At 68.1% G+C, this 12,615-nt stretch carries 9 protein-coding genes and 1 pseudogene; 3 read left to right on the forward strand and 7 right to left on the reverse strand.

The genetic code is table 11. From position 1 onward, the window contains the following. Positions 1–86: 86 nt before the first annotated feature. Positions 87–1,208 (reverse strand): alpha/beta hydrolase, encoded by a 1,122-nt coding sequence (locus tag BLV94_RS24125; protein WP_072938096.1) that lies wholly within the window; start codon positions 1,206–1,208, stop codon positions 87–89. A gap of 287 nt (positions 1,209–1,495) precedes the next feature. Between BLV94_RS24125 and BLV94_RS24130 the strand changes: the two are divergent. Then, a pseudogene (locus tag BLV94_RS24130) lies at positions 1,496–2,564 on the forward strand (IS110 family RNA-guided transposase). A gap of 28 nt (positions 2,565–2,592) precedes the next feature. On the opposite strand, the gene BLV94_RS24135 reads toward BLV94_RS24130, so the two are convergent. The 6 genes from BLV94_RS24135 to BLV94_RS24160 all read right to left on the reverse strand — a co-directional run bounded on the left by BLV94_RS24135 (position 2,593) and on the right by BLV94_RS24160 (position 9,501). Continuing rightward, entirely contained in the window at positions 2,593–3,624 is a 1,032-nt protein-coding gene (locus BLV94_RS24135; RefSeq protein WP_072938097.1) for an aspartate-semialdehyde dehydrogenase, read from the reverse strand. 2 nt (positions 3,625–3,626) lie between these two features. After that, entirely contained in the window at positions 3,627–4,892 is a 1,266-nt protein-coding gene (locus BLV94_RS24140; RefSeq protein ID WP_072938098.1) for an aspartate kinase, read from the reverse strand. A 95-nt stretch (positions 4,893–4,987) separates the two neighbouring features. Next, positions 4,988–5,959 (reverse strand): hypothetical protein, encoded by a 972-nt coding sequence (locus BLV94_RS24145; protein ID WP_072938099.1) that lies wholly within the window; start codon positions 5,957–5,959, stop codon positions 4,988–4,990. A 54-nt stretch (positions 5,960–6,013) separates the two neighbouring features. Next, entirely contained in the window at positions 6,014–7,357 is a 1,344-nt protein-coding gene (locus tag BLV94_RS24150; RefSeq protein ID WP_074933802.1) for a DUF1254 domain-containing protein, read from the reverse strand. Further along, complete coding sequence (locus BLV94_RS24155) at positions 7,354–9,066, reverse strand: SulP family inorganic anion transporter (protein ID WP_072938112.1); 1,713 nt, start codon at positions 9,064–9,066, stop codon at positions 7,354–7,356. Before BLV94_RS24155 ends, BLV94_RS24150 begins: the two co-directional genes overlap by 4 nt. A 12-nt stretch (positions 9,067–9,078) precedes the next feature. Beyond that, a complete protein-coding gene (locus BLV94_RS24160) occupies positions 9,079–9,501 on the reverse strand; it encodes a DUF7144 family membrane protein (RefSeq protein WP_083395660.1) in 423 nt (140 codons plus the stop codon). 172 nt (positions 9,502–9,673) lie between these two features. Here BLV94_RS24160 and BLV94_RS24165 point away from each other — a divergent pair, with 172 nt between their 5' ends. Both BLV94_RS24165 and BLV94_RS24170 read left to right on the forward strand, forming a co-directional pair. Then, positions 9,674–10,798, forward strand: coding sequence for an AI-2E family transporter (locus tag BLV94_RS24165; protein WP_072938113.1), 1,125 nt, complete (start codon positions 9,674–9,676; stop codon positions 10,796–10,798). Beyond that, positions 10,795–12,603 (forward strand): alkyl/aryl-sulfatase, encoded by a 1,809-nt coding sequence (locus BLV94_RS24170; RefSeq protein WP_072938114.1) that lies wholly within the window; start codon positions 10,795–10,797, stop codon positions 12,601–12,603. The genes BLV94_RS24165 and BLV94_RS24170 overlap by 4 nt, the downstream gene beginning before the upstream one ends. The last annotated feature ends 12 nt before the right edge of the window (positions 12,604–12,615 follow it).

Genomic DNA, 12,615 nt, shown 5'->3' on the forward strand with positions numbered 1-12,615 from the left:
CCGAACCGTAGGGTCGGGCGGCCGTGTCCGCCTCGCACGTCCCGGGTGAGGTGAGCGGCAAAGCGTGCTCGGGGACGCTTTGCCACTCACCTGGGGGACAGCACGCGCGCGGCGAACGCGAGGGAGTCCGGCATGGAGGCCATCAGCGACCCGCGATGGTCCTCACCGACGAGTTGCTGGAATTCGACGTTCACCCCGTGCTGCCGCATCTCGGCGAGCTGCGCCCACGTCAACGGAATCGGCACCGACGCATCGGACAAACTGTGCACCACCCGCAGGGGACGGTCGAAGCCGTCGACGGGCACCTGCTGCATCTCCCGGAACAGCTCCCGGAACCGGTCGTTCCACAGCGGCGCCGCGAACAGGTCGCCGACCGACGTGGGGTGGGCCAGCAGGTACCGGCCGAGTTCGCGGCTGCACGTCACCTTCGCGAACTCCATCAGGTCGAGTCCTGTCGGCGACAGGTAGCGCCGGATGTCGACCTCGGGACGCTGGTCGTCGATACCGGCGAGGGTCAGCAGTGCGTAGTTCACGATTCCGGTGGTCGGCAGAGCCGGAATGGCCGGACCCACGGCCGGGAAGAGCTGGTCGAGGTGGGTCGGCGCGGCCACGGCGACGGCGCCGCGGAAGTCGAGCGCGGGTGCCCTGGTGGTGGCCTCGCGGGCGGCGAAGTAGGTCGCCTGCCCGCCCTGCGACAGTCCGGTGACGGTCCACCGGTCGGCGAGCACGTCGCCGTAGACCTCGTGTGCGGCCAGGACGACGTCGACGGCGTTCGCGGCGGCCGCCGGACCGTCCAGATAGGCGTTGACACCCGCTGTGCCGATTCCCGCGTAATCCGTTGCGGCGACGGCGTACCCGGCTGCGAGCCACTGCTCGATCGCGGGCAGCTCGACGTAGTTGAACCCGGCGACGGACGGTGCGCACTGGTCGGCGACACCGACGGTGCCGTGGGCGTAGGACACCACCGGCCAGCCGCCGGCGGGCGGGTCGCCGTGGGGAAGGAAGACCGATCCGGTCGATTCACCGGTCGCGGTGGAGGTACGGAGGGTGGAGTACCGCACCCGGACGCTGTCTCCCGCCTGGGCGGGGACCGTACCGGGGGGCAGCTGCTCCTGCGACAGCAGGATCCCGGGCGGCTGCGCGGAGACCTCGGCCGCGCCGGTGAGCAGCAGCAGAACCGCCGCCACCGCAGCCCCGACCACTCTCATCGGCCCAGTATCCACCCGCAACCGACACGTGAGCGGCAAAGCGTGCGGGAGCACACTTTGCCACTCAGTGATACTGGTTGGGTTCGTTGACGCGGCCGGTCTGACTCGTTGCCACTCTGACGCCCGCAAGGACTGTCCTTCACGTGATGTGTCGACCGACCGCGTCGACGAACACACGCGGCCGGTCGGGCGGAGTGACCTGATAGGAGCCTGACTTCGACAAGTCCCATCACTGAGTTGTCCGCCGTTCCCGACCGGTGCGTGGCCACCAGATGAAAGGGACAGCCATGACCAGCATGACCGAAACCCCGCCGGATGTCAGCCTGACCATCCACGCCGGCGTCGACACCCACAAACACACCCACCACGCCGCGATCGTCGACCACCTCGGTCGCCCCCTCGCCGACCGCGAGTTCCCCGCCACCGACGCCGGCTACCACCAACTCCTGAGCTGGCTCGCCGGCACCGGCATCATCGCCTCCGTCGGTGTCGAGGGCACCGGCAGCTACGGCGCCGGCCTCACCCACGTGTTGCACGACGCCGGCCTCACCGTCGTCGAGGTCGACCGCCCCGACCGTCGTTCCCGACGACGGCACGGCAAATCCGACCCGCTCGACGCCTACGCCGCCGCCACCGCGGCCCTGACCGGACGCGCCACCACCGTCCCCAAGACCCACGGCGGGGACGTCGAGGCAATCCGGTTCCTGCACAACGCCCGCCGCAGCGTGATCAAGTCCCGGGCCGAGGCGATCACCACCCTCAAGGCGATGATCGTGAACGCACCCGAACCCCTCCGCGCCGCCCTGCGCGGGCTGTCCGACCCCGCCCTGTTCGCCGCCTGTGCCGCGCTGCGTCCCGGCCCGATCGTCCCCGGCGACCTGACCGCGGCCGTCAAGACGGCGTTGCGGTCCCTCGCCCGCCGGATCCGCGCCCTCACCGCCGAGGGTCGGGCCCTGCGCACGAACATCGCGGCCCTGGTCGCCCACACCGCACCACGGCTGCTCGAACGGTGCGGCGTCGGTGTCGAGACCGCCGCCCAGCTGCTGATCACCGCCGGCGACAACCCGGGGCCGCATCACCTCCGAGGGTGCCTTCGCGAACCTCTGCGGGGTCGCCCCGATCCCGGCGTCGTCCGGGCAGACGACCCGGCACCGCCTCAACCGGGGCGGTGACCGGCAAGCCAACCGGGCACTGCACGTGATCGTGCTCTCCAGACTCAAGTACGACGACCGCACCCGCGCCTACCGGGACAAACGACTCGCCCAAAGCAAAAGCAAACGCGACATCATCCGCTGCCTCAAACGAGCCGTCGCCCGAGAAATCTTCGCCCTCCTCAACCCCGCAAACCCGGGTTGACACTCATAGGAGCATCACGTGGGGGGAGCTAGACGAGCAGTTCGGCGATCTGAATGGTGTTGAGGGCGGCACCCTTACGCAGGTTATCGCCGGACACGAACAGCGCGAGCCCGCGGCCCTCCGGAACACCCGGATCCTGACGGATGCGCCCGACCAGCGACGGGTCGCTGCCCGCAGCCTGGAGCGGGGTGGGGACGTCCACGAGCTGCACACCGGGAGCCTTCGACAGGATCTCCTGCGCGCGTGCCACCGACAGCGGACGCTCGAACTCGGCGTTGATCGACAACGAGTGACCCGTGATCACGGGGACGCGGACGCACGTGCCCGACACCAGCAGGTCGGGCAGGCCGAGAATCTTGCGGCTCTCGTTGCGGAGCTTCTGGTCCTCGTCCGTCTCACCGCTGCCGTCGTCGACGATGGAGCCGGCCAGCGGCAGCACGTTGAACGCGATCGGTGCGACGTACTTGTTCGGGGCCGGGAAGTCGACGGCGCTGCCGTCGTGGACCAGCTTCTCCGCGTCGCCGATGACGGCGCGGGCCTGGCCCACCAGCTCCTCGACACCGGCGATGCCGCTGCCGGAGACGGCCTGGTAGCTCGACACGATGAGACGCTGCAGTCCGGCCTCGTCGTGCAGGACCTTCAGCACCGGCATCGCGGCCATGGTGGTGCAGTTGGGGTTGGCGATGATGCCCTTCGGCGGGTTCTTCGCCTGCTCCGGGTTCACCTCGCTGACGACCAGCGGCACGTCGGGATCCTTGCGGAACGCCGAAGAGTTGTCGACGACGGTGGCACCGGCCGCCGCGAAGCGCGGGGCCTGCTCACGAGACAGCGTGGCACCGGCCGAGAACAGGGCGATGTCGATGCCCTTCAGGTCCTCGTCGGACGTCGCGGACGCGTCCTCGACGACGATCTCCTCGCCGCGGAACGGCAGCTTCTTGCCCGCCGACCGCGCGGAGGCGAAGAACCGCACCTTGTCCGCGGGGAAATTGCGTTCCTCGAGGAGGGTGCGCATGACGATGCCGACCTGTCCGGTGGCACCGACGACAGCGATGGTGGTCATGATTACCGTCCCGTTCCTGCGTGCACGACGGCTTCTTCGTCGCCGCCGAGCTCGAATGCATCGTGGATCGCCTTCACGGCCTTGTCCAGCTCCACGTCCTTGACGAGCACCGAGATGCGGATCTCCGACGTGGAGATGAGGTCGATGTTGACGCCGGCCTTCGCGAGCGCCTCACAGAATGTCGCGGTGACGCCCGGGTGGCTCTTCATGCCCGCACCGACCAGCGACACCTTGCCGATGTGGTCGTCGAACAGCACCTGCGTGAAGCCGATCTCGCCCTGCAGCTTGGTCAGCTTCTCGACCGCCCGCGGGCCGTCGGCCGTCGGCAGGGTGAACGTGATGTCCGTCTTGCCGGTCTCGACCTTCGAGATGTTCTGCAGCACCATGTCGATGTTGATCTCCGCATCAGCCACCGCGCGGAAGACCTGCGCGGCGTAACCGGGGGTGTCGGGCAGGCCGACGACGGTGATCTTGGACTCGCCGCGATCGTGCGCGACTCCGGTGATGATTGCCTCTTCCACGGGGATGTCCTCCATCGATCCGGACACGATGGTGCCCGGCTTGGTCGTGTATGACGAACGGACGTGCACAGGCACGTTGTAGCGGCGGGCGTACTCGACGCAGCGGAGCATGAGCACCTTCGCGCCGCACGCCGCGAGTTCGAGCATCTCCTCGAACGACACCGTCTCGAGCCGCTGCGCGTCGGGAACGATGCGCGGGTCGGCGGTGAAAATTCCGTCGACGTCGGTGTAGATCTCGCAGACGTCGGCCTCGAGGGCTGCGGCGAGGGCCACCGCGGTGGTGTCCGAACCGCCGCGCCCGAGGGTCGTCACGTCCTTGCTGTCCTGGCTGACGCCCTGGAATCCGGCGACGAGGACGATCGAGCCCTCGTCGAGCGCATCCCGGACGCGGCCCGGTGTGACGTCGATGATCTTGGCGTTGCCGTGAGCACCGGTGGTGATGACACCCGCCTGCGAGCCCGTGAACGAACGGGCCTCCGCACCGAGCGAATGAATTGCCATTGCGACGAGAGAATTGGAGATGCGCTCACCGGAGGTCAGCAGCATGTCCATTTCGCGGGCGGGTGGGGCTGGGCACACCTGCTGAGCCAGATCGAGCAGCTCATCAGTGGTGTCCCCCATCGCTGAAACCACGACGACGACATCGTTGCCGGCCTTCTTGGTCTCGACGATCCGTTCAGCCACTCGTCGGATTCTCTCGGCGGTTGCCACCGAGGATCCGCCGTACTTCTGGACGACGAGAGCCACGCGTTTCTACCTCCAGGTCGATGAATCTGTACTGGTCCAGCTGTCGAGCTTACCGGCGGAGTCCAATCTGATCCCGGGTGAGTCCGTTCGGCGGCCTATCCGAACGCCGTGTTCGCGGCGTCCGCGACCCTTGCCACGGCGGCGCAGTTCGGGCCGTGAACAGTGACGACTGCACCCGCGTGGCCGAGCCTGCGGGTGAACTCGTCGACACCCGCCCCGGGCCGTGTGATGTCGATCGGCTCACCCATCGGGCTCGTCCACCGGCACCGGTCGCCGACCGTCTCCGGCTCGGCGGGAACAAGTGGTCTGTTTTCCTTCACCGGCGACATCGTGAACGACACGGTCACCTCGCTCCCGGGCACCCGATTCGGATTCGGGAACAGGACGCAGTCGAACGGGGCAGGTGGCGACTCCGGATCGACGACACGTCCGCCGGCCGTGGTCCCCAGCACGTCGAGGACTTCGCAGGGGTCGTGGACGGCGAGCACCACCTGATCCGGGGAGCCGGCGTCGCGGGCGGGCAGCCCCGACCGCATCCTGTCGATCGCCGAGTCCAGCACCGCGTCGGCCAGCGGGCAGGCGTCCTGGCCCGCGACGGTTCCGGCGCGGACGGTCGCAGGCGGCCGTCCCACCTGTTCGTCGTCGGTTCCGAGGGGCAGCCGGAAGACACGCTCGCACGTCCCGCGGGTCAGGTCGGCGCCCGCACCGCGGTAGACGGTCACCCCGTCCACCGTCTCCGGCCGCGTCAGCGATGCGTCGGACAGCATCGACGGCAGCAGGGACACCTCCACATAGGTGGTGACGCCGTCGGGCCGCGTCATCAGCGCCGAGCACACCGGCAGTTGCACGGCCGACCCGTACTGCTGGACCGTCCCGGCGTGCCGCACCACCGCCTCGTCGAGCAGTCCGCACGGATCGGCGGCGCGGAGCTCATCCTCGACGTGGACGTGCCGCTGCTGGTCCGGACTCAGTTCCTGCAGCGGGGACGCTCCCGCGGTCCCCGACACGCTGTGCGCGCACCCGGACGTGATCGCGGCGCACAGGAGCGCCGCGGCGACTTTCTTCACTCGATCCCCCCTCGAATCGGCCCGAACACTACCGCCGATTCACTGTCTCCCGGATCACCTGGTCTTCACGATCGGCGGGATCTCGAACGTTCCGTCGAACACCTCGGCCCGGGGGCTGTACATCCGCAGCATCGGCCGGAATCCGGCGTCCGGTGTGGGCAGCCAGTTGGCGCGGGCGACCGGGTCGGCCGGGGCGGTCGCGCCGAGCGTGATGGTCAGCGAACCGTCGTCGGCGAACACCAGTCCCGGGGTGCGGTCGCCGATCGAGTAGCGGTCGAGGGGATTGTCGACGAGAAAGAACTCCGGGAGGTCGTACATGGTGATCGACCAGAACGCGTCGACGGGCGGGGTCGGCGCGAACGTGAGTATGTAGGTGTGTTCGCCGGACAGTTCGTTGCCTTCGCTGTCGTGGTAGATCGGCGCGTATGCGGCCTCGTAGCCGTGGTTGCCCCACAGTCCCGCCATCGCGGCGCCGGCCCGCAGTCCCAGTGCCTTCGAGCGGTCCTCGATCCGCCACTCGGGTGAGTTCACGGTGCCGACCTCGAAGAAGTCGTCGTTGTAGTCGAAGGCGTGGTACATCAACTGCCAGCCGTTGACGACCGCCGCACCGGCACCCGATTTCAGTGCGGCAACCAACGATTGGTGCCCGGCCTCGGCGCCCGCCGTGAGGACGGACGCGAGATCCGGCGGCGCCTCGAGGTACGGCGACGCCCCGGTCTCGAGCAACCCGAGTGGGGCGAACATCTGCTCGGCGATCAGGTCCTGCGCGGCGGGCGGGTACGCCTGCGAATACACCCGCAGCTTCTCCCAGAACCGAAGGTGCTCGGGGACGTTCGGGTCGGGTGCGGGCAGACCGACCACCTGTGCCTGGTCGCCGACAGGTTCCAACGTCAGGGCCGACTGCAGTGCCTTCACCCGCTCCAGATCGGCCTCGCCGTCGCAGGCCCAGCGGCCGACGATGGTGCCCACCGACGTGGGGAACGCGATCCGCGTCGCGCCGGCGGGGACCTCGCCGGACCACCCGGGGCCGGTCAGCAGATAACGGCCGGCCGCCGTTCCCGTCGCGCGTTTGCCGACGTACGCGAAATTGTCGGTCCACGCGTCGACGAACTGCAGCACGTAGTACGCGCCGCCGCTGTCGGGCACCCGGAGCAGTTGCGGTCCGTGGCCGAGGTCGATCTGGGCGATCGAGTAGACGGTGTCGTTGTTGACCGAGACGAACGTGTCCCGCGGCCCAGCGAGTGTGCGGGCATGGCTGAACGTGTTGAAGGGTCCCGCGTCGAGGCTCCCCATCCCCTCCGACACGAAGCGGTTCACCTGGTCGAGATCGAACACCAGCGGAAACCCGTACACCCACGCCTTCGCGGCGAGTTCCTGCAATTCTGCGCTGACGGTCACGAATCCTCCTCTGGCCGTTTCCGGCTCACATCGGCAAGCGCTTCCCGCACGGTCGGGTACAGACCGACGGGTGAAGTTTCGGAGTCCGCCCGGCGCATCGTGTCGCGGAACTGGCCGATGTCGCGGGCCACCCGGAGGTCGACGCCCTTGCGTTTCAGGGCGTCCCGCAGTTGCCCGAGCATCTGCGCCGCACTGACGTCGATGAACGGGGACGTCTCCGCGTCGAGCACCACCGTCCTGGTGTCGTCGGTGCACAGTTCTTCGATGCGGTCCTTCACGTGATCGGCGTTGGCGAAGAACAATCCGGACTCGACCCGCACGACCACCACGTGCGGAGTGGAGGGCAGTTCGGGGTGGCGTTCGGCGTCCACCCACAGCGACCCGTCCTTCACGAGCGCCGCGACGTGCGGGCGGGAGGCCCGGTAGAGCAGCAGGAGCATGGACACGCCGATGCCGATGACCAGCCCGGGCAGGGTGTCGAAGAGCAGGACGCCCACCATCGCCGCGAGAGCCGCCGCGAAGTCGGCGCGCGCGGCGTGGCCGTAGATGCTGCCCAGCCGCCTCGTCCACACCCCGTACAGCCCGCGGAGCGCGGCGATGTCTACGAGTTCGACGACGGCGGCGATCACCACCGCGGCCAGGGTCGCCTCGGGCAGGTTCTCGAAGAGGCCGGTGAGGAACAGCAGCGTGACCACGGTCAGCGCGGCGACGACGAGACCGCTGACCTGAGATTTCGCGCCCGCCCCTCCATTCACCGCCGTCTTGGAGAGGCTGCCGTTGACCACCATTCCCGAGCACAGCCCGGAACCGAGGTTTGCGGTGCCGAGGCCGAGAAGTTCCCGGTTCGGATCGATCTCGTAGCCTTCCTTCGCCGCGTACGTCTTCGCGGCGCCGAGACCTTCGGCGAAGCCGATCAGCAGCACCCCGACCGCCGGACCCAGCAGGTCCACGTAGTCGTCGAACCCGACTCCGGCCGGCAGACCGAGCGAGGGCAGACCCGGATCGATGTGACCGACGATGTCGACGCCCCGGTCGTCCAGCCCGAACAGCGACACCGCCGCGATCCCGAGGAGCACGGCGAGCAGGGATCCCGGGACCAGCGGCAGCCAGCGTTTGAACCCGAGCACCACCACCAGGCTGAGACCGCCGACGACGAGCGTCACCCAGTGCGTGTCCCCGAGATGGGTGAGCACCCCCCAGGCCTGTTCGAAGAAGTTGCCCTTCTCCTTCTCCACTCCGAACAGCGCGGGCACCTGTCCGACGATGATGGTGAGGGCGAGGCCGACGATGAAGCCCTTCAGCACCGGCTCGGAGATGAACGAGGCGATGAATCCGAGGCGCAGCAAACCGGCCAGCAGCCCCGCGATCCCGGTGGCGATCGCGAGGACGGCGGACAGCGCTGCATACTTTCCGCCGTCCGCACCGGCCAGCGGCGCGACGATCGCCGCCGACAGGGCTGCGGTCGCCGACATCGGACCCACCACGAGGTGACGCGAACTGCCCGCCGCCGCGTACAGGATCAGTGCCGGGACCGCCGCGTAGAGGCCGGCGACCGGTGGCACCCCCGCGATGGTCGCGTAGGCCAGTGCCTCCGGGACCAGCACCGCCCACACGGTCAGGCCCGCGATCACATCGGGCCTGACCCACCCCCGTTGGTAGTCCCGCAGCGAGCCGAACACCGGCCAGGTGCCGGTTACGGTACTCACCACGTCGTCATCGTCCTAGTCCCTGGCGGTGTCCCAGGTGGTGACCGCCCAGATCACGACGACGTCGAGTGCGATGATCAGAATCGACCACAGCGGGTAGTAGGGCAGCCACAGGAAGTTGGCGAGGATCGACAGCGCGGCGATGCAGACCGCGACGACGCGAGCCCACGTGGCGCCCGTCATCAGTCCGATCGCGCTGATGGCCAGGACGACGCCCAGCACGATGTGGATCCAGCCCCACGCGGTGGTGTCGAACTGGTAGGTGTACTGGACGCCGATGACCAGCAGATCGTCGGACGCGACTGCGGCGATGCCCTGGAAGAACGAGATCACGCCGACGGTCAGCAGCAATATCGCCGCTGCCAGTGAAGTTCCTGCTGCAAAACCCTGTTTCACAGGGCTGTCCGTCCTGGACTCCGGGGTAGTCGTCATGTCCATGCCCTTCTCGAAAGTGTGTTTGCGAACAGTCGAATCGTCCGACCCCCGGCGGTGGGAGGCATCATCCGCGCCGGGTGATCCTCATCTGCAACGGATGATGTGACGCCGACGCGCCGGTGCAAGAGTCGAATCGGGGCATCCCGGAACCCCCGGCGTTGCGAAGGGACACGCGATGATCGATCCGCAGGACGTATCCGGCGCGGAGCCGGACTCTCGGTGGTCGATGCCGCGGGGCCTGATCGTGATCCTCGGACTGGCCGCGCTCGTCGTCACCGTGGCCGGGATCCAGGTGGCGGCACCGATCCTCGCCCCGATCTTCCTCGCCCTCATGCTCACCGTCGCGGTCCATCCGCTGCCCGTATGGCTGCACAGGAAGGGCGTGCCGGCGTGGCTCGCGACGATCGCCGCGATCCTGGTCGTCAACGGCATCCTCGTCGTACTCGTGCTGTCGCTGGCGCTGTCGGTCGCGCAGCTCGCCACGCTGCTCCCGCAGTACGCGGACGACTTCACGTCCCTCATCGACGACGCCGAGAGCTTCCTGAACAGCAACGGCGTGAACTCCGCCAGCGCCCAGACCATGCTCTCCCAAGTGGATTACGCCACGGTGTTCGGTTTCGTGGACGGCATCCTGCAGGCGATGCTGGGAATCTTCTCGAACCTGCTGTTCCTCGCCGCCCTCCTGCTGTTCATGGCGGTCGACGGAAGCTCCTACGGTTCGCGGATGGGCATCGTCACGCGGATGCGCCCCGACATCGCCACCGCCCTGTCCGCCTTCTCCCTCGGCACCCGCAAGTACCTGGTCGTGACCACCGTCTTCGGATTGATCGTCGCGGTCATCGACACCGGAGCACTGTGGGCACTGGGGATTCCGTTGCCGGTCCTGTGGGGCCTGCTGTCGTTCATCACCAACTACATCCCGAACGTCGGCTTCGTTCTCGGGCTCGTCCCGCCTGCCCTGCTCGCGCTGCTCCAGGGCGGTCCGGGACTGATGCTGACGGTCATCGTCCTGTACAGCGTCATCAACGTCATCATCCAGTCCGTGATCCAGCCCAAGTTCGTCGGGGACGCCGTCGGCCTGTCCGTGACCTTCACGTTCCTGTCGCTGGTGTTCTGGACGTGGATCCTCGGACCGCTCGGCGCGATCCTCGCCATCCCGCTGACGCTGATGGCGAAGGCACTGCTGATCGACATCGACCCGTCCACGAGGTGGGTCAACACGATCCTCAGCAGCTCTCCCACACCCCCGGCACCGGCCACCACCCCCACCCCGCCACGACACGAGAAGGAAGAACCATGACACCCGACTTCTCCGACACCACCGATTTCGAGGACGCCGACCGCGGTTTCGTCGACCGTCTCGACCCCTGCACCGTCACGGACGCGGACGGTCGCGCGGTGTGGGACATGCAGGAGTATGCGTTCCTGTCCGGCGACTGCCCGGACACGGCCGACCCGAGTCTGTGGCGGCAATCGCAACTGTGCGCGAAGGACGGTCTGTACGAGGTCACCGAGGGCATCTACCAGCTACGCGGAATCGACCTGTCCAACATGACGATCGTCGAGGGCGAGACAGGTGTCCTGGTGATCGACCCGCTCATCTCGCAGGAGACCGCGGCCGCCGCGCTCGCGCTGTACCGGAAGAACCGGGGCGACCGGCCCGTCACCGGCGTCATCTACACGCACTCCCACATCGACCACTTCGGCGGTGTCTTCGGCGTCCTCCCGGACGGTCGCGGCGACGTCCCGATCCTCGCCCCCGAAGGGTTCCTCGAACACGCGGTCTCCGAGAACATCTACGCCGGAACGGCAATGGGCAGGCGCGCCACCTACATGTACGGACCGCTGCTGCCCAAGGGTCCGCGCGGGCACCTCGGTGCGGGGCTCGGAACGAACACGTCGACCGGCAGGCCGGGGCTGATCCCGCCGACCGTCGACATCACCCACACCGGTCAGGAGGAGACCGTCGACGGCATCCGGATCCTCTTCCAGGTGACACCGGGAACGGAGGCGCCCGCCGAGATGAACTTCCTGTTCCCGGACCACCGGGCACTGTGCATGGCGGAGAACGCCACCCACAACCTGCACAATCTCCTCACGTTGCGCGGCGCACTGGTCCGCGATCCCCGCGCCTGGTCGCGGTATCTCGACCAGGCGATCGAGATGTTCGATGGCGGCTACGACGTCGCGTTCGCGTCCCACCACTGGCCGACGTGGGGTCGCGACCGGGTGGTGAAATTCCTGTCGGAGCAGCGCGACCTGTACCAGTACCTGCACGACCAGACGCTGAGAATGCTCAACGCGGGATTGACCGGGATCGAGATCGCCGAAAACTTCCCGCTGCCGCCCGCCCTCGAATCCGCCTGGCATGCGCGCGGGTACTACGGCTCGGTCAGCCACAACGTGAAGGCGATCTACCAGCGATACATGGGCTGGTTCGACGGCAACCCGACGTCGCTGTGGCAGCATCCACCCGAAAGCGTGGCCACCCGCTACGTCGAGTGCATGGGCGGCCAGGACGAGGTCCGGTCGAAGGCGACGCAGTACCTCGAGCGCGGAGATCTGCGGTTCGCGGCCGAACTGCTCAAGCATGCCGTGTTCGCCGACCCCTCCGACGACGCGGCCAAGGACCTGCTGGCCCGCACGTACGAGCAACTCGGGTTCGGCGCAGAGAACGCGACGTGGCGCAACTTCTACCTCACCGGGGCACTCGAACTGCGCGGCGGCATCGTCGCCCCGCCGCTCAGCGACCTCGGCGCGGACATGCTGAGCGCCCTGACGATCGACCAGATCTTCGACTCCGTCGCCCTCCGCATCAACGGCCCGCGGGCCTGGGACGCGACCCTCGTCGCGGAGTGGCACTTCACCGACCCCGAAGCGCACTACCGGACGACGTTGTCCAACGGCGCGCTCATCCAGACGGTCGCGCCGAGGACGCCGACGCAACCGGACGTCACGCTGACCCTGACGAAGATGCAATTGCTCGCCCTGTTCGCCGGCCGGGGTCTGGAGGGCATCGAGGTGACGGGTGACCCGTCGAAACTCCTCGCCCTCACCGAATTGCTCGACCCGCCCGACAACGCGTTCCCGATCGTCACGCCGTAGGCGCTCCGCGCC

The organism is Rhodococcus koreensis (genome assembly GCF_900105905.1).
In the GTDB taxonomy this organism is placed as follows: Bacteria; Actinomycetota; Actinomycetes; order Mycobacteriales; family Mycobacteriaceae; genus Rhodococcus_F; species Rhodococcus_F koreensis.